The 21,148-nt window shown below is 71.3% G+C and carries 18 protein-coding genes; 10 read left to right on the forward strand and 8 right to left on the reverse strand.

What is annotated here, in order from left to right:
* Positions 1-3: 3 nt before the first annotated feature.
* Together ACZ7L0_RS18565 and ACZ7L0_RS18570 are read right to left on the reverse strand one after the other, a co-directional pair.
* Complete coding sequence (locus ACZ7L0_RS18565) at positions 4-1,533, reverse strand: hypothetical protein (protein ID WP_471243520.1); 1,530 nt, start codon at positions 1,531-1,533, stop codon at positions 4-6.
* A 145-nt stretch (positions 1,534-1,678) separates the two neighbouring features.
* Complete coding sequence (locus ACZ7L0_RS18570; RefSeq protein WP_471243521.1) at positions 1,679-2,602, reverse strand: LysR family transcriptional regulator; 924 nt, start codon at positions 2,600-2,602, stop codon at positions 1,679-1,681.
* Between the two features lie 139 nt (positions 2,603-2,741).
* On the opposite strand from ACZ7L0_RS18570, the gene ACZ7L0_RS18575 reads away from it, so the two are divergent.
* From ACZ7L0_RS18575 to argG, 4 genes are all read left to right on the forward strand, one after another.
* Positions 2,742-3,797 (forward strand): YncE family protein, encoded by a 1,056-nt coding sequence (locus ACZ7L0_RS18575; RefSeq protein ID WP_471243522.1) that lies wholly within the window; start codon positions 2,742-2,744, stop codon positions 3,795-3,797.
* Positions 3,798-3,926: 129 nt separating this feature from the next.
* Positions 3,927-4,778 carry an EamA family transporter gene (locus ACZ7L0_RS18580; RefSeq protein ID WP_471243523.1) on the forward strand — a complete coding sequence of 284 codons (852 nt, stop codon included), beginning with the start codon at positions 3,927-3,929 and terminating at the stop codon, positions 4,776-4,778.
* 244 nt (positions 4,779-5,022) lie between these two features.
* Positions 5,023-5,910: a ketopantoate reductase family protein gene (locus ACZ7L0_RS18585; RefSeq protein WP_471243524.1), complete on the forward strand. Its 888-nt coding sequence runs from the start codon at positions 5,023-5,025 to the stop codon at positions 5,908-5,910.
* 90 nt (positions 5,911-6,000) lie between these two features.
* Positions 6,001-7,446 carry an argininosuccinate synthase gene (gene argG / locus ACZ7L0_RS18590; protein WP_471243525.1) on the forward strand — a complete coding sequence of 482 codons (1,446 nt, stop codon included), beginning with the start codon at positions 6,001-6,003 and terminating at the stop codon, positions 7,444-7,446.
* A gap of 69 nt (positions 7,447-7,515) precedes the next feature.
* On the opposite strand, the gene ACZ7L0_RS18595 is transcribed toward argG, so the two are convergent.
* Positions 7,516-8,388, reverse strand: a complete 873-nt coding sequence (locus ACZ7L0_RS18595; protein ID WP_471243526.1) for an SGNH/GDSL hydrolase family protein — start codon at positions 8,386-8,388, stop codon at positions 7,516-7,518.
* 296 nt (positions 8,389-8,684) lie between these two features.
* Between ACZ7L0_RS18595 and ACZ7L0_RS18600 the strand changes: the two genes are divergently transcribed.
* Both ACZ7L0_RS18600 and ACZ7L0_RS18605 read left to right on the forward strand, forming a co-directional pair.
* The gene (locus ACZ7L0_RS18600; protein ID WP_471243527.1) at positions 8,685-9,179 is read left to right on the forward strand and encodes a peptidylprolyl isomerase; all 495 of its coding nucleotides are present in this window, start codon (positions 8,685-8,687) and stop codon (positions 9,177-9,179) included.
* A gap of 249 nt (positions 9,180-9,428) precedes the next feature.
* Positions 9,429-10,208 (forward strand): SDR family NAD(P)-dependent oxidoreductase, encoded by a 780-nt coding sequence (locus tag ACZ7L0_RS18605; protein ID WP_471243528.1) that lies wholly within the window; start codon positions 9,429-9,431, stop codon positions 10,206-10,208.
* Positions 10,209-10,276: 68 nt separating this feature from the next.
* Here the strand turns inward: ACZ7L0_RS18605 and ACZ7L0_RS18610 are convergent, their stop codons facing one another.
* Positions 10,277-10,651 carry a VOC family protein gene (locus ACZ7L0_RS18610; RefSeq protein ID WP_471243529.1) on the reverse strand — a complete coding sequence of 125 codons (375 nt, stop codon included), beginning with the start codon at positions 10,649-10,651 and terminating at the stop codon, positions 10,277-10,279.
* Positions 10,652-11,105: 454 nt separating this feature from the next.
* Between ACZ7L0_RS18610 and ACZ7L0_RS18615 the strand changes: the two genes are divergently transcribed.
* Positions 11,106-11,429, forward strand: coding sequence for a hypothetical protein (locus ACZ7L0_RS18615; RefSeq protein WP_471243530.1), 324 nt, complete (start codon positions 11,106-11,108; stop codon positions 11,427-11,429).
* 218 nt (positions 11,430-11,647) lie between these two features.
* Here the strand turns inward: ACZ7L0_RS18615 and ACZ7L0_RS18620 are convergent, their stop codons facing one another.
* On the reverse strand, positions 11,648-12,838 hold the full coding sequence (locus ACZ7L0_RS18620) for an alginate lyase family protein (protein WP_471243531.1): 1,191 nt from the start codon (positions 12,836-12,838) through the stop codon (positions 11,648-11,650).
* Positions 12,839-12,952: 114 nt separating this feature from the next.
* Positions 12,953-13,933, reverse strand: a complete 981-nt coding sequence (locus tag ACZ7L0_RS18625; RefSeq protein WP_471243532.1) for a phosphotransferase — start codon at positions 13,931-13,933, stop codon at positions 12,953-12,955.
* 204 nt (positions 13,934-14,137) lie between these two features.
* On the opposite strand from ACZ7L0_RS18625, the gene ACZ7L0_RS18630 reads away from it, so the two are divergent.
* On the forward strand, positions 14,138-14,764 hold the full coding sequence (locus tag ACZ7L0_RS18630) for a hypothetical protein (RefSeq protein ID WP_471243533.1): 627 nt from the start codon (positions 14,138-14,140) through the stop codon (positions 14,762-14,764).
* A 70-nt stretch (positions 14,765-14,834) separates the two neighbouring features.
* Here ACZ7L0_RS18630 and ACZ7L0_RS18635 read toward each other — a convergent pair whose 3' ends face one another.
* A complete protein-coding gene (locus tag ACZ7L0_RS18635) occupies positions 14,835-15,482 on the reverse strand; it encodes a DUF6629 family protein (protein ID WP_471243615.1) in 648 nt (215 codons plus the stop codon).
* Between the two features lie 184 nt (positions 15,483-15,666).
* Here ACZ7L0_RS18635 and ACZ7L0_RS18640 point away from each other — a divergent pair, with 184 nt between their 5' ends.
* The gene (locus ACZ7L0_RS18640) at positions 15,667-15,882 is read left to right on the forward strand and encodes a DUF4177 domain-containing protein (RefSeq protein ID WP_471243534.1); all 216 of its coding nucleotides are present in this window, start codon (positions 15,667-15,669) and stop codon (positions 15,880-15,882) included.
* Between the two features lie 5 nt (positions 15,883-15,887).
* Here the strand turns inward: ACZ7L0_RS18640 and ACZ7L0_RS18645 are convergent, their stop codons facing one another.
* Positions 15,888-17,558, reverse strand: a complete 1,671-nt coding sequence (locus tag ACZ7L0_RS18645) for a protein kinase domain-containing protein (protein ID WP_471243535.1) — start codon at positions 17,556-17,558, stop codon at positions 15,888-15,890.
* Between the two features lie 354 nt (positions 17,559-17,912).
* On the opposite strand from ACZ7L0_RS18645, the gene ACZ7L0_RS18650 reads away from it, so the two are divergent.
* Positions 17,913-21,137, forward strand: coding sequence for a BTAD domain-containing putative transcriptional regulator (locus tag ACZ7L0_RS18650; RefSeq protein ID WP_471243536.1), 3,225 nt, complete (start codon positions 17,913-17,915; stop codon positions 21,135-21,137).
* The last annotated feature ends 11 nt before the right edge of the window (positions 21,138-21,148 follow it).

Genomic DNA, 21,148 nt, shown 5'->3' on the forward strand with positions numbered 1-21,148 from the left:
GCTCTACCTCCTGGAAGCGGCGTCGGGCATCAGATCCGACATCACGGAAGGCGGTAGTGACGGATTGGCGGCCGCTGCTTCCACCACCTGCCAGTCGGTGTCGTCGAGCAGTTCCACGATGACCGGCGCCGGGAGTCCGGGATGGCCGGCGGCCATGGGCCTCGCTCGTCCGTCCGCCAAGCAGGCGAGCAGCGCCGGGGGTGTCGCGTTGCGGTGCCGGGCGATCTCGCGGAAGGCTTTACGCACCGGTGGTTCGTGTCGGGCCAGGTCCTCCAGCAGTGCCGCGGTCGCGTCCGGGTTGGCCGCCACCTTGGCGAGGACCTGGACCGCGTGCCGTTCGACCATGGCGCGCAACTGCGCGTCGGACAGACCCGGGTGCGCGGCGACGGACTTGACCACTTTCGCGTCGGCGTCGGCGGCCAGCGCGTCGCGTATCCCGGCCGGCAGATCGCGACGCTGGGCCAGGAGCATCCGCACGGCCGGGTTCGGTGACTGGGCCAGCTCCTCGACCTCGGCGGGAGAGGCGGCGGCGATCCGCGGCAGCAGGGTGGCGCCGATCCTGGTGGTCCCGGCCAGGTGGGTGAGCACGTCGAGCGGCACGCGCGGGTTGTGGGCGAGGCCGCGCCGTACGTCGGGGTCACGGTCGTCGGCCAGGAGGCGGATCAGGGCGTCGTCGATCGCGGGATTCCCGGCGAGGTCGGCTCGGACACCGGGAACGGGATCTTCAGCGAGCCGTCCGTACACCTCGGGGGGCAGATCCGGGCGGGCGGCGAGTGCCCAGCGCAGATGCATCGAGGGATGGCCGGCGTAGGCGACGACCGCCTCGGTGGGTGTGGCCGGGTTGCGGAGCGCCGCCAGTCGCGTGTCGTGCAGGGTGGACTCGTGGGAGCCGTCGCAGGAGGCGCCCGGCAGCAGATCGCAGTCGAGCCGCGGGCACTGCCGCTCGTGCACGAACGGCGTCTCTTCACGGTCGCAGACCAGGCACCGCCGCGCGGGAGGCAGCCCCTGGCCGGTGATCAGCGCGGCCAGTACGGCTGGTGGTGTCGCCTCGTTGACCGCCACCGCTCGGCGGACCTCGGCATGCGGGTGCCTCGCCAGCTTGGCGGCCACGTCCGGCCCGGTCCACAACGCGAGTTCCGCGACGACCCGGATGTCCGCGTCCGCGGCGAGCGTTTCCACCACATCGGCCGGGAGACCGGAACAGCCGGCCAGCTTCTCCCGGCGCTCGGGGACCGGATCCGCCGCGAAGTGGCGCGCCAGTTCCGGGCTTCCGGCACCGGCGTCGAGCAGGGCGAGGGCGGCATCCGGCCGTGCCACGGGATCGATGTCGTCGGCGGTCAGCCGGCCCTCCCACGCCAGCGACACCGCGCTCTCCTCGACGCGCGAGGAGAGCGCGACCGCCTGCGCGTGTGTGAGGTCCGCACGACGAGCGAGGTCCTCGGCGAGGTCGGCGTCCGCGATCGCGATCAGCCGGTCGACCAGTTCGGAGGGGAGGGCCGCATTCGCGGCGAGGCCGCACAGGACATGGTTCACAGGCGCCATCGTGCCTGGGCCTTGGGGGGAACTGCGCGTGGATTTTCGGCGTCGGTTCCGTCCCCGTGGTCGAGCTCAGCCCGACGACATCTCCCGGCAGTCCGACGACATCTCCCGGCTGCGACCGCCCCGATCGGCGTCCGGGTCACCGCGCCCCCTGAGAGTCGCCCTCCCCCGGGCCCGGCGGGGCCAGGACCGCGGCGGCCAGGTGGTCGCGGAACCAACGGTGCCCCGGGTCGGCCGAGTTGCGGGGGTGCCAGGCCATCCCCAGGTCCAGGGGTACCAGGTCGAGGGGGATCGGGAAGGTGCGCAGTCCCAGTGCGGAGGTGGCGTCGGGGAGCCAGTCGGCCAGGGTGAGGGCGACGAGGTCGGTGTCCCGGGCGAGCATCATCGCGCTCGTATGGCTGGGGACGACGACCGCGATCCGGCGCCGCAGCCCGAGTTCCGCGAGCGCGCTGTCGATGGGCCCGAGGCGTTTGCCGAGCCGGGAGATGCCGATGTGGTCGGCCGCGGCGAATCGGCGGGCGTCGATCCGTCCGTCGAAGAGGGGATGACCGCTGCGGGCGACGCCGACCAGCGTCATGCGGGTGAGCCGTCGGGTTCGGATCTCCGGGTCCAGGTGTCCGAGGACGCCCAGTTCGACGTCCACCCAGCCCTGCCGCAGCGCGGGGCCGCCCTCTACCGCCTCCGGCAGGAAGACCACGTCCACGTGCGGTGCCTCCGTGTGGATCCGGTCGGTCAGGGTCCCGGCCAGCCCCGCCAGGAGCAGGTCGGTCGCCTGCACGGTGAAGGTGCGCTGGAGATGCACGGCGTCGAAACCGGCTCCGGGCCGCAGGACGTTGTCGCAGCCGCGCAGCAACGCGCTGACCTCGTCGCGGAGTTCCAGGGCTCGCGGGGTCGGGACCATCCCCTGGCCCGCGCGGACCAGCAGCGGGTCACCCACGGCACGGCGCAGCCGGGCCAGGGTGCGGCTGACCGCGGCGGGCGACGTGCCGAGTCGCTCCGCGGCGCGGGTGACGCTGTTCTCCTGGAGCAGGGCGTCCAGGACGCGCAGCAGATTGAGATCCATGACACTCCTGAGCTGCGTTTTTACGCCTGAGTCAATGATTGGATGCCGATCTTTGCATTGTCGCGGAACTCGCTGGTGCCGAGAGTGGAGGGGTCCGCAGGACGCGTGACATTCCCCTCCCTCGTTCAAGGAGACCCCTGTGCATCAGTCCCCCCGCGCCGGTCGAGAAGGCGATGTTCTGGCCGTGGTCAGCCAGAGCGGGCCGACGGTCTCGTTCTTCGACGCCGCCTGCGACCGGCACACCGGTACGGTGGAGATCCTCGCCGAGCCGCACGAGTTGTGCTTCGACCCGACGCAGCGACTGCTGTGGTGCACGACGACGTATCACTCGGGCTACTACCACGCGAACAGCGGGCGCCGCACCGAGCTGACCGTCATCGACCCCGACACCCGCCGTATCGTCGAGGTCGTCGACCTCGCCCCGGAACACGGGCCGCACGGGCTGGCGCTGGACACGGCACGTCGTCGCCTGTACGTCAGCGTGGAGAGCTCGGCGGACCGGCCCGGCGGTGTCGTGGTGGTCGACACGGAGACCCGTCGGCCGCTGGGCAGGATCGACACGGACGCGCCGGGCCCGCACTGGTTCGCCATCGATCCGGCGGGCAGGAGGGGTTACGCCACCAACAAGGAGGCGCCGTTCGTGTCGGTCGTCGACCTCGAACGGGGCACCCTGACCGCGAAGATCGAGGTGCCGGGCAGCGAGGGCCTCGCCGTGTCCGCCGACGGCACGCACGTCTACGTCGCCTCGCCCTACGGTGGTTCCTTCTTCAACGTCGCCGAGGAGCGGCCGGCCACCGGAATCCGGGTCATCGACGCCGGGACGGCGTCCGTCGTCGACACCCTGCCCACGGACGACCTCGTCCTGCCGGTGCACCTGACGTCGACGGGAAAGCTGCTCGCGGGCCAGACGCGCGTGGAGCCCGACCCGGTGTCCCGGCTCGGACGCAACGCGCCGGGCCGCCTCACGGTGTTCTCCACCGACACCGGCAAGCAGCTCGGCGAGCTGGAGGTGGGGCTCTTCCCGCTGACCATCACCTCGTCCCCCGACGGCCGGATCGCCTACGTGGCCTGCGCCGTCTCGTCCACCGTCCACATCGTCGACCTGGAGACGCTGCGGGGCCTGGCCCGGCTGGACATCCCCAAACTCGGCGAGCCCGGCGCCCACGGCATGGCCTACATTCCACGCCCGTCCTGAGCGGTCCACGACGCGGACGGGGCGACGACGTCATCATCACCGGCATCCCGGGTAGTCCCTGCGCTATGCGTCCGGCTGCTGCGACTTCTCCGTTACGGCACACCCTGGTACGGCGGACGGGAGGTACCGGTGGGTGAGGCTCTGGCCCTGGCCTCCGCGCTCTGCTTCGGCGTGACGCACTTCGCGGGCGGGCTCGTCTCCCGCAGAGCCGACGGCATCGCCGTGGCCTTGCACGCGCAGCTCGGCGGCACGGTGATCGCGCTGACCCTGGCCTGCTGGTCGTCCTCCGGCGCGGGCACGGTGGCCGACTGGGTCTGGGGGGTGCTCTCGGGCGTCGGCACCGGGGTGGGGGTCGCCTTCCTGTACCGGGCGATGTCACAGGGCCAGATGAGTGTCGTCGTCCCCGTGAGCGACGTGGGCGCCGTCGCCCTTCCCGTCCTGGTGGGTGTGGCCTTCCTGGGCGAGCGCCCGGCCGTCTTCGTCTGGGTCGGCATAGCCGCCGCCGTACCGGCCCTGTGGCTGGTGTCGCAGGCCTCCGGTGCGGGGACGGGGCCGCGGTACGGCGCGCCGGTGACCGCGGGAGTGCCCGTGGCGTTGATCGCGAGTGCCGGTTTCGGTGTTCAGTTCCTGGCGATGGCCCAGGTCGGGAGGGACGGCGGTCTGTGGCCGGTGGTCGTCAGCCGGGTCGCCTCCGTGCTGGTGATCGCCGTGGTGCTCGCCCTGTACCGCGGCCGCGCGGCGATGCCGTACCGGCTGTCGGCGGCGGCGGCCGGGGCCGGCGCGGTCGGGACGGTCGCCATAGGGCTGTACCTGGCCGCCACCCGTCAGCAGTTGATGGCCGTGGCCACCGTGCTGTCGGCTCTCTACCCGGCCGTCCCGGTCCTGCTGGCGCTGGTCTTCCTCCACGAGCGGCTCAGCAGGCGGCAGGCGGTCGGGCTGGTGTGCGCGGTCGCCGCCATGGCGCTCATCGCCCTGCGCTGAGCATTGCGGCGACGGCCCGCTGGATTCCGCGTCGAGCAGATCCGGGGGCAGACCGGACCAGACAGGTCCAGATGCGTGGGATTGGACCTTAACGATCGTCCGCCCGGGCTTCTAGCTTCGGCATGTGACGAGGACGGGCAACTCCCCATCACAGGCTGCGGTCAGCGGTCCCTACGGCCATCTGATCGAATTCAGCGACGAGACCGCACACACGGCACAGGTCTCCCGAGTACAGGAGCGGCACATGACCACACCCACCATGACGGTGGCCATCCTCGGACCGGGCGGCGTCGGCGGCCTGATCGGCGCGCTGCTCGCCCGCGACGGACACCGCGTCATCTGCCTCGCGGGCGAGGAGACCACCGGTGTGCTGCGCCGCGAGGGTCTGCGCGTACAGAGCGTCCAGCACGGTGAGTTCACCGCCCGGGTCGAGGCCGACACCGAGCTGCGCGAGCCGGTCGACGTCGCCTTCGTGACCGTCAAGCAGACCGTCCTGTCCACCGCCCTCGACCGGATTCCGCCGGAGGCTCTCGGGGACGGGATCGTGGTTCCGCTGCTCAACGGGCTCGACCACCTCGCGGTGCTTCGCCGACGGTATCCGGCCGGTCAGGTCGTGGCCGGAACCATCAAGGTGGAGGCCACCCGCACCGCGCCCGGACGGATCGCGCACACCAGCCCCTTCGCCGCCGTGGAACTCGCCGCCCCGCTCGACGACCTCGCATCCCGGCTCCGGCACGCCGGACTCGACGTGGCCCTGCGCTCCGACGAGACCGCGATGCTCTGGGACAAGCTTTCCTTCCTCGCTCCTTTCGCTCTGCTCACCACTCGTTACCAGACCGCAGTCGGCACCGTCCGCGACGAGCGGCGGCCCGAACTCATCGCCGTACTCGACGAGATCACCGCCGTCGCCCGTGCCGCGGGGGCGCCGGTGACCGCCGAGGCCGTCCTGTCCTTCTTCGACCGCGCCCCGGAGACGATGAAGTCATCGATGCAGCGTGACGCGGAGGCGGGCCACCCGATCGAGCTCGATGCCATCGGCGGCGCGGTCCTTAGGGCCGCGGACGCGTACGGGATCGAGACTCCGGCCACCGCGCGCCTGATCGCGGACCTGGCTCCCGCGGCGCAGCAGTAGTCGGCGGAGACCGGACGCGGGCGGCGCCGACGACGAGGCGGGCACGACGGAGGCTTTGCATGATCATGCGAGATTATGCATACTCTTCCTATGTCTAAGGTCCTCACCTCCCTCCCCGCCGGCGAGCGCGTCGGCATCGCCTTCTCGGGCGGCCTCGACACCTCCGTCGCGGTCGCGTGGATGCGCGACAAGGGCGCCGTCCCGTGCACCTACACCGCCGACATCGGCCAGTACGACGAGCCCGACATCGCCTCGGTGCCCGGCCGTGCGAAGACCTACGGCGCCGAGATCGCGCGGCTGGTCGACTGCCGCGCGGCGCTGGTCGAGGAGGGCCTGGCGGCGCTCACCTGCGGGGCGTTCCACATCCGCTCGGGCGGGCGCGTCTACTTCAACACCACGCCGCTCGGCCGCGCCGTCACGGGCACCCTCCTGGTCAGGGCGATGCTCGAGGACGACGTACAGATCTGGGGCGACGGCTCGACCTTCAAGGGCAACGACATCGAGCGGTTCTACCGGTACGGCCTGCTCGCCAACCCGCACCTGCGGATCTACAAGCCCTGGCTGGACGCGGACTTCGTGACCGAGCTCGGCGGCCGCAAGGAGATGTCGGAGTGGCTGCTCGCCCACGACCTCCCCTACCGCGACAGCACGGAGAAGGCGTACTCCACCGACGCCAACATCTGGGGCGCCACGCACGAGGCCAAGACCCTGGAGCACCTGGACACCGGCGTGGAGACCGTGGAGCCGATCATGGGCGTGCGGTTCTGGGACCCCGAGGTCGCGATCACCGCCGAGGACGTGACGGTCGGCTTCGACCAGGGCCGCCCCGTGACGATCAACGGCAAGGAGTTCGCCTCCCCCGTCGATCTGGTGATCGAGGCCAACGCCATCGGCGGCCGCCACGGCATGGGCATGTCGGACCAGATCGAGAACCGGATCATCGAGGCCAAGAGCCGCGGCATCTACGAGGCGCCCGGCATGGCCCTGCTGCACGCGGCGTACGAGCGCCTCGTCAACGCGATCCACAACGAGGACACCCTCGCCCAGTACCACAACGAGGGACGGCGCCTGGGCCGGCTGATGTACGAGGGCCGCTGGCTGGACCCGCAGGCGCTGATGATCCGGGAGTCGCTGCAGCGCTGGGTCGGCTCGGCCGTCACCGGAGAGGTCACCCTGCGGCTGCGGCGCGGTGAGGACTACTCGATCCTCGACACCACGGGCCCGGCGTTCAGCTACCACCCGGACAAGCTGTCGATGGAGCGCACCGAGGACTCCGCGTTCGGCCCGGTGGACCGGATCGGCCAGCTCACCATGCGCAACCTCGACATCGCCGACTCGCGCGCCAAGCTGGAGCAGTACGCCGGGCTCGGCCTGATCGGCACCGTGAATCCCGCAATCGGTGCCGCCCAGGCCGCCGCGACCGGGCTGATCGGCGCCATGCCCGAGGGCGGCGCCGAGGCCATCGCCTCACGCGGCGAGGTCTCCGGTGACGACGAGCTGCTGGACCGGGCCGCGATGGAGTTCGGCACGGACTGACCGGCCCCGTCGGCATCACGGTGGGGGCCGGCTCGGCGCCAGGGCGTCGGGGCGGCCCCGCCGCCGAGGTCAGCCGAGCCCGAGCGCGCTCAGGGTCTGCTCGGCCATGCGTGACTCGCCGAGGGCATTGGGGTGGACGGGGATGACGTTGCTGCCGAAGAGGAGGGGCTCGATCCACCGGGTCCCGGCGGCCTTGCAGGCGTCGTGACCCTCGGACGCCTGGGAGAAGTCCACGAAGGCGGCACCGGTCTCCGCGGCGGCGCGTTCGACGACCGCGTTGAGGTGTGCCTGGATGCCGCGCAGGTAGGGCACGTCCCCCGAGGCGATCGGCATCTTGGCGTAGCAGGACGCGTCGGCGGTGGCGGGCACGATCCACGGGTAGCCCAGCACTGCCACGCGGGCGGCGGGCGCCTTGGCCCGGACACCGCGCAGGGCGGTCTTCAGCGCGGGGTAGGTGTTCGCGTCGATCTGGTCGTCGAAGGAGCTGCCGTACTGGTCCTTGCAGGGGCTGCCCCGCCCCCCGCTGAGGACCCCCGCCGAGCCGCAGGCCAGCAGGGCGTTGATGAAGGTGCCGTTGTCGTTGCCGCCGATCGTCAGCGTCACCAGGCCGGTGTCCGGCTCGACGGCGTCCGCCTGTGGCGGCACTCCCGGGTACTGGGCCTCGGTGAAGTCCTTGGTCTGCGCGGCGCCGCAGGTGACGTCCGTCAGGCGGGCGCCGGTCCGGGACGCGATGACGTGGGGGTAGTTCACCGTGGAGCGCAGGCACAGCAGGTTGGAGATGTCCACGGGCAGGACTCCGGAACCGGCGCTGTAGCTGTCGCCGAGGGCGGCGTATTTCAGGGGTGCGGTGGCGTGTGCGGTGGGGCCCGTGAGGCTGAGGGCCACGGCACTCACCGCCATTGTTGTCGCGGTCATGACACGTCGAAGCGCGAACATCGGCATATGCTCTCTTCTCGGAAGCGAAAGCGGACGCGGCGTGAACGGGCACGGCGGTGCCCGGAGGCGTGCTTGTTGCGAGAGTTCAGCGGCTCGAGCAGGGAGGTGCCGGCGGGCGCGCGCACCGAGCGGTCCTACTGGTAGGTAATGTGCGGCTGCTCGGACACCCCGTCAACATGGTTGACCGCACTTCTTGAATCCCTCACGAAACCGGGTCGAGACAGCTCCAACGGTGTGCCGCTCGACGAGGCTGCAGGGGGGTCGGGTCCCTGCGCACGGGGGCGAGCAGTCACAATGGCTGTATGAGTAACTCCCGCGTTTTCTTCGACATCGACATCGACGGCCAGGACGCCGGTCGTATCGTCTTCGAGCTCTTCGAGGACGTCACCCCCAAGACCGCCAGGAACTTCCTGGAGCTCGCGACCGGTGAGCACGGCTACGGTTACAAGGGCTCCCCGTTCCACCGCGTGATCCCGCAGTTCATGCTCCAGGGCGGTGACTTCACCCGGGGCGACGGCACCGGCGGCAAGAGCATCTACGGCGAGAAGTTCGAGGACGAGAACTTCCAGCTGAAGCACACGGGTCCCTACCTGCTCTCCATGGCGAACGCAGGACGGAACACCAACGGTTCGCAGTTCTTCGTCACCACCATCCCGACCCCCTGGCTGGACGGCAAGCACGTCGTCTTCGGCAAGGTCGTCGAGGGCACCGAGATCGTGGACAAGATCGAGGGCTACGGCTCCCAGTCGGGCCGCACGTCCGCGAAGATCACGGTCCGGGACTCCGGCAAGCTCTAAGCGCCCGTCCGCCTGCCGGGCAGGCTGAGGGACACCGGAGCGTCCACGCGTCAGTGGACGACGAGCGATCCGCCGCGTGGCGCCCGCGGGGCTGGAGGAAGTCCAGCTTCGCGGGTGGCCGCGGCCGGGGCGGTGCTGGGCCGGCCGCGCTCGACGGGCGGGGAACCGCCCCTGACCGTGATCCCGGGGCGAAGAGCCGCACCTCGCCCCGCGCTCTGTCGCTGTGGGCGGGCCCCCTAAGGTGCGGGCATGACCTCGCAGACCTATCTTTCTGAACTGTTCTCGCTGGACGGCCGGGTCGCCGTGGTGACGGGCGGCAGTTCCGGCATCGGCCGCGCCATCGCCGGGGCCCTCGCGCGAGCAGGGGCGAGCGTGGTGATCGTGGCGCGCCGGGAGTCGGAACTGGCCGCCGCGGTGGACGAGTTGACGGCGGACGGCTGCCGTGCGGCCTGGGTGAGCGCCGATCTGAGCACCCGCGCCGGGGTCCGCGCGGCGGCGGAGCGGGCAGCCGAGGTGTTCGGCGAGCCGGACATTCTCGTCAACAGCGCCGGGATCAATCTGCGGCCGCCGATGGGCGAGCTGGATGACGACGTATGGGACGCCACGATGGCGGTGAACCTGGAGGCGCCCCATCTGCTGGGCCGGCGGTTCGGGCCCGGCATGGCCGCACGGGGCTTCGGACGGATCATCCACATCACGTCCCAGCAGGCACACCGGGCGTTCGTCCAGAGCGGTGCCTACGGGGTCTCCAAGGGGGCTCTGGAGTCGCTGGCCCGCTCACAGGCCGAAGCGTGGTCGCCGCATGGTGTCACCTGCAACACGCTGGTGCCGGGCTTCGTGCTGACCCCGCTCAACACGCGGCTGTCGTCCGACCCGGAGAAGGTGGCGGCGCTGGCCGCACGCACGATGGTCGGGCGCAACGGTCTGGCCGAGGACTTCGCGGGTGCCGTCGTGTTCCTGGCCAGCAAGGCCTCCGCGTACGTCACCGGTCAGGCGATCTTCGTGGACGGCGGGTTCTCCGTGCACTGAGCCCAACGCCGCACGGGGCGGCCTGGTCGGGCGCCGCGTTTCGGGCGCCCGACCAGGCTCTCCCCGGGTTACAGGTAGGGGCGGGTGATCAGCTCAATGGCGTGACCTGCGGGGTCCTTGAAGTACACCCCTCGGCCTCCGTGCTCGTTGTTGATCTCGCCGGGGCGTCGCATCTGCGGATCGGCCCAGTGCTCGACGCCGCGATCGCACAGCCGCTGATACGCCCGATCGAAGAGCTCGTCGTCGATCAGGAACGCGTAGTGCTGCATCTGGATCTCCACCGGCGGCTCGGCGAACTGGAGCAGCACGCCGTCGTCGAGCTGGATGTTGGTGAACACGCCCCAGGACGGTGCTTCCGCAAGTTCCAACAACTCGCGGAAGAACCGGGCCGATTCGGCGCGGTCCTTGGCGGCGATGATGGTGTGGTTGAACGTGACTGACATTCGGCTGACCTCGTTGTTGTTCGACACGAAGAACGGACTCACGGTGCGCGAGCGCGCGGCGGTCCACGTGCCGAACCAAGGGGGTGCCTGCTGCGCACCCGTCGTGCGATCAGCCCTCCACCGGGTGGCCAATCCGTGTGTGGCGTAGCGCCGGTCCGGTGTTCACATCGGTGACCCTACTTGATCGGGTGTACCTCGACAACGGGATTTACGTCCGCGGTGGCATGCGGCCCGGACGGCCTTCCTTACTCCACTTCGGCGTCGCTGATCGTGATCTGCGGTGTGGTTGCCGGGAAGTGCGGGGACATGCCACGTACTCTGTGTGAACGGCACGGCCGAGCACTGCTGACTCAGTATCACTGCGAACCAGCCCAAGCCAATCGAATCCACCCAAGCCGAGCGTCGGCTCTCCAGGGACCGAAGTCACGTTGGAGGCTGTTCGAAAGGGGATCAGATGGAGTGGTGGCATGCGGCTCTATGGGGGGCGCTCGGTGCCGGACTGACAGAGCTTGCCGACCTTCTTCGAGTTCTCGAGGACAAAAGGCAGCTGCCGTGGAAAGTCCAGCACGGGCCTGATCGGAGAATGTACCTTCTGATGGCGCTTGCCCGGATCACGCTCGGCCTGGGTGTCGCCGGAGCACTCGGCGCATGGGGTCAGGTGTCAGGTGGCTTCGGCGCGTTCGTCGCGGGCATCGCGGCACCGAAGACCATCGACGGCCTTCGCAGGCAGGCTGTCGCGTCTCCCCTGGAAGCGCGGGCAGGAAGAACGGGAGCGTGATGCGAGCTGGCCCCGCCATCACCGAGTTCTGGTCGCTTCTCACCCGGACCCACCCCGTCTTCTCGGACAGCCCTGCCCCGAAGGCGGCCGCAGGGTGCGCGCGTTTCTGGCAGCTCATGACGCGGACGGATCCTGTGTTCCTGTCGTCCCGGAAAGGCGGAGGGGTCACCAACGGCCCCGGCTGGAATGCGGTTCGGGCATGAGCTGCCTGGTGACGGTCAGTTGGGGTTGCCGGCGTGCGTCAGGGTCGTCCAGGCGTTGAAGTAGTTGTCCGTGCCGGACGGCCGGTGTGCCTCGGTGTACTTCTGGGTGTTGGACATGCTGATGCCGAGGCGGTTGTGGAGGGCGTTGAAGCCGACCTCCGTGACCCGGCCGAGGCCCGTGCTGACCGAGCCGCCGCACAGCCAGGAGGGTGCGGCGGTGCCGTTCTCGTAGGAGGTGTGGAAGCCGAGGGCGTGGCGCAGCCGGTCCTGGATCTTGGGATAGAGGTCCTGGCCCTGGATGCGGCTGGTCTCCGCGATGTCCGCGATGGAGGCGATGCCCCAGCCGGTGTGCCCGAAGTCGCGGCAGGTCTCCTGGGCGAGACCGTCGGCGAAGGTGCTCTGGCCCTGCCAGTACTTGATGATCTCGGCGCTGGTGTCGATGCTGCTGTTCGCGGGCGGCTCGGGCAGGTCGCCGTCGCTGGTCAGGTAGACGTACGCGGGGACGCGGGCGAGGTAGGTGCCGACCGCCTTGTCGTAGCCGGCGCGGTCCTCGATGAAGACGGAGATGCCGATCGCCGCCTCGGTCATGACCAGTTCCCAGTTGCCGTTCTTGGTCGCCGCGCCGTTGATCACCTCGGGGAGGTACACGGTGCGCAGCATGGTCGCGAAGCGGCCGGCGCCGGGCCAGCCGCCGTCGTAGGTGTACTTGATGATCTCGGCTGCGCGCGGCCAGGTGGACCCTGCCCAGCCGGTCTGCAGGGGGGCGTTGCTGTTGGTGTGATCGGTGATGGTCGCGGACCAGGCGTCCATGATCTCGATCGACTTCTCGGCGTATCTGCTGTCCCGGGTGAAGTACCAGGCGAGCGCGTCGGTGTAGGCCGCGATGGCGTCCTGGCGCTCGTCGGTGCAGCCGTGGTTGGGGTTGGACGACGAGCCGCACTCAACGACGGCCCGTGGCTTGGCGGTACGCGACAGCGAGGCGTAGGAGCTGGCCATCATGGCGTCGTACGCGGCCTTCCACGGTTGCTGACCGGTCTGCACCTTCGATCGGGTGTAGTCGAGTTGGGCCCGGCTCACCAGCACGCCGGGGTGGGTGAAGGCGGCCGGCGCCGCTGTCGCCCGCGGGGCGGGGCCGGTGAACTGAAGGCTCAGCAGGCCGGCCAGCAGCGCGAGGACACTGAGCAGCGCGGTTCTGGTTCGTGCCATCCGACGACCCCTCCCATTCACAAATGAGAACACGGTTCCGAATACGGCAGATTGGTCCGGACCATAGAAGCGCTTTGTGAACATGTCAATACGGCTTTCACCGGCGGGCGCCGATCACCACTCGGTCTCAAGAGCCTCCGTCAACCGGGAGACCGCGGCCAGGTCCGGCAGGCGCCGCAGCGAAGCGACGACCTGGCCGCTCGCGAACTCGCGCTGCTCGGCGGTCACCGTCGGATCGATCGCGCACTCGGCCTGTACGTGGACGAAGTTCAAGGCCGTCGCGAAAAGCATCGAGAACGAGCCCAGGTCCTTGACGGCCGCGCGGCCTCCGGCATCCGCATACGCCCGCACCAGGCGCCGGGCGGAATCGGCATGGAAGTGGTTCCCGCCCGCCCACACGTACACGGCACGGGCGAGCTCGCGTTCCGCCGATACGGATCCGGCGTTGTCCCAGTCGAGGAGAACCGGGCCGAGCGGACCGACCAGAACGTTCTGGGGCTGCATGTCGAGATGGGACGTCACGAGGTCTCCGGGGCCGGACGGGGTGACATGGTCCGCCAGCTCCGCCGCCGACGTCTCGATGAAGCGGCCCAGCGCGTCCGCCCACGGCATGCCCGCTCGGCGGACCTCGTGGTGCAGCCGCGCCCAGTCGGCGTCCTGGGGACACCGTTCGTACCAGGAATCCGGTGTCTCGGTTGTGCCCTCCCCCGCCCTGTGGAGGAGGGCCAGGGTCCGGCCGCACCAGCTCAGGATCTCCGGATCGGAAGGGTCGGCCTGACTTCCCTCGACCCAGTCGTACAGCTTCACATAGGACCCGCCCATCGAGGGGCTGAGCTGTGAGACGTGCTTGTCGCCGCCATTGGGGATGAGCCGTGGCGAGGAGATCCCCAGCTTCTCCGTGGCGTTCCGCAGCGCGGCTTCCCGGTGGACCTGATGCTCGTCGCAGCCGAAGAGCAGCTCCTTCACCGCCCAGGACGAGCCGTTCCCGGACAGCTTCCAGATCTGCCCCAGAGCGCCGCGGGTGACGGGTGTCATCCTCCACGGTCCCGCGCCCAGCCCGTAGGTGTCCGCGATGAAGTCGGCCGCGTTCTGCATACGGGGAGCCTCTCTGGCTGCGGGACCGGTGCCACGGAGCCAGGCGAAGATCCTCTTCCCAGGGAGTCCTGTACGTCAACCGCTGTGGCCGGGGACCGTTAAAGATGACGCATACAACCGTTTGGCGGACTTCGTGGTCTGGTATGCGGAATCAGAAATTCAGCGCCAGTTCCTGGCCGGCACAACCACCATCCGGAGCACTCCTTGAGCCTCGCCGAGCGACACATCACCTCCCTCATGCGCCAGATCGCGACGAAGGACGTCGTCGAGCTCGTCCACCCCTTCGCCGAGTGGCCGACGTTCGGCGCGCTGGCCTACGTCGCCGAGTGCTACGGATTCCGTTACTCGGACGTACGACTGGTCGGCAAGCACAAGACCCTGTTCGTGTATCTGACCCGCGACACCAGCCCGTGGGCGCAGCAGCGCGCGGCTGCCAACGCGGCGGCCTTCCCCGACCCCGGCCCGGGACGCCCGGTGCCGGGCATGTACCTCGGCTCGCTCACGCCGGTGCCCGAGGCGCAGCAGGACGTCGACCTGATCACCACCCTCATCCGGTACGACGCCCTCGGCGCGGCGGCCAACCGCAAGCAGTTGCTGGCCATGGCCTGGGGCTCGGGAGTGCTGTTCCTGCTGATGGCCCTGCTCACCGGCGTGTACGCCGTCCTGCTCCCGCTCGCCTTCCTGCTCCCGGCGTTCCTGGTGGGCTCTTTGCGGATCAACGCCTCCCGGCGCGCGAAGCTGGCGGAGCGGCTCACGGCGGCGGGTTGCACACCGGCGCGGGACGAGACGGGGCGGGAGCGGTTCGTGCGGCCGGTGCCGTACGGAGTGTGACGCGTCGGCACGAAGCCGAGACCGGGCCGCGGGCCCGACGGTTCGGACGGCCGCGGGTGGCGGTCCGGCGTCAGTGACCCGCGACCGGGCCGCCCCGCGTCGTCGCGGAGACAGGGCGTGCGCGCATCCAGCCGAGCAGCACCATCGAACAGATCGCCGCGAGCGCGCACCAGGTCGAGACGAACTCCCGCCGCCACAGCGCACAGCAGGCCGTCGCGCCCACGGCGACCAGGATCCCCAGCACCAGCAGGCGCCGGTCGCCGGACAGCAGAAGGGAGCCGACGGTGGCCAGGAGGTAGCCCGCCATGAGCACCGGGGCCGCGGACAGGCCGATGGCGTAGCCGACCGTGTGACCGCGGATCTCGGCCGACACCGGACCGGTGGCAAGGGCGTACGCGAGGACCGCGGCGGTCACGGTTCCGGCGGCCAGCGGGACGATCAGCCGGCGCCGGGCGTGCCGTGGGGCGGCACACAGCACGCCCACCGGCACCCATATCGCCAGCAGCGGCAGTGCGATGACGGCCCAGACGACGGTGGCGGGTCCGCCGCCCCCTCCCCTGTCCCAGACCACCGACTCGACGAGTTGGTGGGCTCCGAGCAGCAACGGCAGTGCGGCGAGCGGGAGATCCCGGCCGCTGCGCAGCCGCGCCACACAGGCCACCCCGATGGCCGCGACACCGGCGCCCGCCACGAGATCGGCCGTCGCACTCCAACACATCACGCCACCATGGGATCCGCCATCGTGTGCCTCCGTCTTCGCCGCCGACCAGGCTACGTCCCTCTCCCGCGACGGCCCGGCCGACACTACAACGGCACACGGTGCCCCGTGGCACCGGGCATGATTGGCTGGCCGCACCACCCACAACCCGGCCCGGCCGGCTCGCAGGAGGGCTCCGCACACCATGAGCAACGCCTACACGTACGAGTACAAGGTCGTCACCTTCCGGGAGTCGCTGATCGGTGACGCGCTGGACAGCGACAAGCTGGAGAAGGTCCTGAACAAGCACGCCGAGGACGGCTGGGGCCTCAAGGCCATCACCTCCGCCGACGTCAAGGGCCGCGTAGGCCCCGGAGCCGTCGAGGGACTGCTGCTGACCTTCGAGCGTCCGCGCCGGTAAGAGCCTCAGTCCGTGCCACGCAGCGCGCTCCAGGTCTCCTGGCCGACGACTCCGTCGGCGCTCAGCCCCTGGTCGCTCTGGAAGCTCCGCACCGCGGACTCCGTTCCGGGGCCGAAGTCGCCGTCCACGCCGCCGTCCCCCAGGCCGTACCCGCGTTTCGTCAGCATGCACTGCACCTGCAGCACGCGTTTGCCGCTGTTCCCCTGGCGCGTACGCCCGTTGCCGGAGTAGTACGTGCAGTCGGAGATCCAGGGCGGGGACGCGGGTTCGGAGGTTCGGCTGCTCGGGGACGGGGTGGCGTCGGCGGGGGCGCTGGGCTCCGCGGCGGAGGCGGAGGGAACGGCTTTCCGGCCGCCGGTGGAACCGGGGGCCGCGGGAGTCGAGGCATCGGCGGCGGTGCCGACCCTCTTGCCGGACACGCCCTCGGCGTAGGCCCCGTCCGAGTCCTCGGGCGCCGGTGTGGGCGAGGCATCGCCCGGCACGGCGGTGGCGGGGGCCGTAACACCGGCACGCGGAGAGTGTGCGGTGGCGGGGGCTTCCTGACGGACGAACAGGAAGATTCCGGCGGCCACCGCGCACAGGACGACACCTGTGGCGACCGCCGGCGCCCGCCTGCTCCGGGGGTTCGTCCGCTCGGGCGGCTCCGACGGCAGCGCCGCCGGCCGACCGCCCGGGGGCCGTAAGCGTGCCCTCCGTTCGGCGGGGAGGCGGTCCAGCACCTCGTACGCCCGCTGCCGGGCGAGGATGTTGCCGCCCAGCGGCTCGGGCCAGCCGGACGTCCCGGCGCGTGGCCCGGCCGCGTCCATCAGGTCCTGCGGGGTGGGGCGCCGCTCGGGCTCCTTGGCCAGGCAGGCCGACAGCAGGGCGCCGAGTGCCGCGTCCGCCGACGAGATCGCGCCGATCAGCTCCGGATCCGGCTCCTCGAACGCGACCCGGTGCATCACGTCGACACCGGTGCCGTCGCCGAACGGAGCCCGTCCGGCCGCCGCGTAGACCAGCGTCCCGGCCAGCGAGAACACATCCGACGCCGTGTCGGATCGGCCCGTCCTCAGGTGTTCCGGCGACATGTAGGCCGGAGTGCCCACCCGGTTGCCCGTGCCGGTGATCGCGCTCGCGTCCACGGCCTTCGAGATGCCGAAGTCGATCACATGCGCGCCCCGGACGGACAACAGCACGTTGGACGGATTCAGGTCCCGGTGCACGATCCCCGCCGCGGCCAGCTCGGCGAGCGCCCGCCCCAGTTCGGCCGTCAGCCGCCAGACCGTGGCCGCCTCCAAGGCGCCGCCGTCGCGCACGGCCTCCGCGAGATCCAGCCCCGGAAGGTACTCGGTGGCCATCCACAGCAGTTCGTCCCGGAAACCCGTGCCGCACAGTCTCGGTGTGCGCGGCGTACGGAGCCGGGCGTGCACCGACGCCTCGCGCTCGAACCGGCGCCGGAACCTGGCGTCCTCCGCGTACTCCGGCCTGATCACCTTCACCGCGACCAGGCCGGGGCTGCCGTCCACGGGACGCCCCAGATAGACACGTCCCATACCGCCGCTTCCGAGCAGCCCCAGCGGCACATAGGGGCCGACCTGGTCAGGATCACCGGGGCGCAGAGGTGAGGCACCGGTCCGCCGCAGCGCGGCTGCCTCGACCGTCGCCGAGTCCGGTGGCACCGGCCGCTGTTCTGACACGGTACCCCCGAAGTGATTTTCGACGTACGTCAGTTCGCCTCCAAGAGGACGAGGCTAACCCAGCCCTGGCGTACGTTCAGGGTTTCCCTCACTTCCGGGCCAGAACGACGCATCCACGGCCTTCGGCCCGACGAAGCTGCGGCGTCGGCGTGACGGCGGGCCAGGCACGTGGGGGCCCGCCGCAGGGCGGGAACCGCTGGACCTGCCCGACGCTCGCCCCGGCCTGTCGGTCGCGGGTGCTCGCGTCGTGCCGGCCGCCGTGCCCTGGGGTGTGCGGGCCGGCACCGTAGCTCCCCGGTCTGCTTGCGAACGCGTGGATCCGGTCAGGCCGGTAGCCTGCTCGTGAGGGCAGCCATGGCCGATGAGGTGCGCATCCGGCTCCTCGGCGGGTTCGCCGTGGCGGTGGAGGACCGCCCGGTCGCCGCCGGGGCCTGGCGGCTGCGCAAGGCCCGGAGCCTGCTGAAACTGCTGTGCCTGTCACCGGGCCACCGGATGCACCGGGAGCGGCTCTACGACCTGCTGTGGCCGGACCTGGACCAGGCGGCCGCGTCGAACAACCTGCACCAGGTGCTGCACGCCGTGCGGCGTGCGCTGGCCTCCACGGGGGCGCCGGGCGACATCGTGGTGCTCCGTGACGACATGGTGCTGCTCGGTCCCGACGGCGGCGTGCGGATCGACCTCGACGAACTCGACGAGGCGGCACGGAGGGCCTCGGACAGCGGCGGGGCGGCGGACTACCGTGCCGCGCTCAGCCTGGCCGATCCCGGGCTGCTGCCCGAGGACCGTTACGAGCCGTGGGCGGGCGAGGCGGCGGCGGAGCTGGAGACGCGGCGCACGGCGCTCAGGCTGGGGCTGGCCGAGGCGCTGGGGCGCGATCACCGCACGACCGAGGCCATTGACGTACTGCGGTCCCTGGTCGCCCAGGACCCCTTGGACGAGCCCGGCCACCGGGCACTGATGCGGGCGCTGGCCGACGCGGGGCGGCGCCGGGAAGCGCTCGGCGTGTACGAGCGTCTGCGGGACGCGCTGCGCCGTGACACCGGCGCCGATCCCGACCCGCAGACGCGTCGCCTCTTCCGTCTCCTGCTGGCCGACTCGGTCGACGCCGCGGAGCAGCGGCCGGACGCGCCGCGGCACAATCTGCCGACTCCGGTGACCGCCCTCGTCGGCAGGGAGCGCGAGATGGCCGAGGTGGAGAGGCTGCTCGGGCGGAGCAGGCTGCTGACCCTCACCGGGGCCGGAGGCTGTGGCAAGACCCGGCTCGCGCTCGCCGTGGCGGCCCGTCGCGGCGACCGCTTCCGGGACGGGGCGTGGTTCGTGGACCTCGCCGCGCTGACGGAGCCGCACCTCGTCCCCGAGGCGGTCGCCGCGGCCCTCGGGCTGCAACTCCCGCCGTCCGGCGGGACCCGGCAAGCGCTGCTGGCACAGCTCGCCGGCCGGGACATGCTGCTGGTGCTGGACAACTGCGAGCACCTGGTCGACGCGTGCGCCACCCTGGCCTCGGAGGTCATCACCCGCTGCCCGGACGTCGCCGTGCTCGCGACCAGCCGGGAGCCGTTGCGCAGTTACGGGGAACGCACCTTCAGGGTGCCGTCCCTGGGTCTGCCGGATCCGCGCCGGCTTCCGTCCGTGGCGGAACTGGGCCGTTTCGCCTCCGTGCGACTGTTCGTGGAACGGGCCGCCGACGCGGCCCCCGGATTCCGGCTGACCTCGGAGAACGCGGCGGCTGTGGCCCAGATCTGCTTCCGGCTCGACGGAATGCCCCTGGCCCTGGAGCTGGCGGCGGCCCGGGTGCCGGTGCTGGCCCCGCGCCAGATCGCCGAACGGCTCGACGACGCCCTGGTCCTGCTCGGCCGGGGCAGCCGGCGCGGCGTGACCCGCCAGGAGACACTCCTGGCCACCCTGGAGTGGAGCCACCGGCTGCTCGACGAGGAGGAACGGCGCCTGTTCCGCCGGCTCGCGGTCTTCGCGGGCGGGTTCTCGCTGGCCGCCGCCGAGGAGGTGTGCGCCGACGGCCCCCACCGCACCCCCGTACTGGACCTTCTCGGCCGGCTCGCCGACAAATCCCTGGTGTGGGTGGAGCCCCGGCAGGACGAGGCCCGCTACCGGCTGCCGGAGACGATCCGCCAGTACGCCGCGGAGCGCCTGCGGGCCACCGGGGAACTGGCGGCGACCGAGGCCAGGCACCGGCGCTACTACCTGGAACTCGCCGAGGCGCGGGACCGCGAGCCGCCCACCGGAGTCTGCGGGGCGACCTCGCTGGAGCTGGAGGCCGACTACGACAACCTCCGTGCCGCGCTGCGCTCGTTCCTGCGCCACGAACCGGACAGGGCGCTGCGGCTGGCGGTCGCGCTGCGCTCGTTCTGGCCCGAACGCGGGCGCCTGGCCGAGGGCCGGCGCTGGCTCGACGACACCCTGGCCGCCGCGCCGGAGCCCACACCGCAGCGTGCGAGGGCGCTGATGGGGCGGGCCGTGCTGGCGATCCGCCTGGGGGACGGATCCCCGCTGGAGGACATCGCCGCGCAGATCGTGGGGATCCATCAGCGACGGCCGGACCCGGCGGCGCTGGCGTACGCCTGCTACCAGCAGGCGGTTCTGCTCTGGATGCGCGGCACATGGGACCGCGCCCGTACCGCTCTGGCCCAGGCCCGCGATCTGGCCCGTGACACGGGCGAACCCTCGGTCCTCGCCGCCGCCGCGCACCTCGACGGCGTCTGGGCCGTCTGCCGGGGCGAGGGCACGGTGGCCCGCGAGGCCTGTGCGGAGAGTCTGCGCCTGCTGGAGGAGGTCGCGGCGGACAGCCGCCCGTTCTTCCCGGTCATGACACCGGGATACACGGTCGAGGAGGACGAGGCCGGGCAGGTTTCGCTGTTCTTCGAGGAGACGGTGCTCGCCGGACGCACGGTCGGCCCGTCCCGGGCACGCGGCTACCTCCTGACGAATCTCGCGTGGGCGACCCGTCTGGAGGGCGACATCGCCGCCGCCACGACAGCGGCCGAGCGCGGCGCCGACTGCTTCCGCACACTCGCCGACCCGCACGGGGAGTCCCTGGCCCTCAACACGCTCGGCAACATCCACCGCGGCCGGGGCGACCACGACGCGGCACGGGAGTACCTCGACGCGGCACTGGCGATCAGGCGCCGACTCGGCGACCGCCGGGCGGAGGGCATCACCCTCGGTTGCCTCGGCCTGCTCCACCTGGCCACCGGGGACACCGAGAACGCGCGGGCCACCATCGCCCGTGCCCTCGCGGGCTTCGAGGAGACCGACGACATCCCAGGCATCACCAACAGCCTGCTCCACCTCGGGCTCGTGGCCCGGTCCGCGGGTGCCCCCGCGCGAGCCCGCACGCTGCTGACCCGCGCCCAGCGTCTGGAGCACGTCGCCGGGTCGCCCTCCGCCGCCGGATGGGTCGCCCTCATGCTGGCGCGGCTGCTGCGGCAGACGGGCGAGCGCGACGCCGCCGAGGCGTCCGCCGCCCGGGCCGGTGACCTCTTCGCCCAGCTCGGCGACGTACGCGGCCAGGCCGCTCTGCGGCGCACGGTGTCTCCGGCGCCCACCGGCCGAAGCGGCTGCTGAGTGAGTGCTAA

The organism is Streptomyces sp. NPDC039424, from assembly GCF_055639495.1.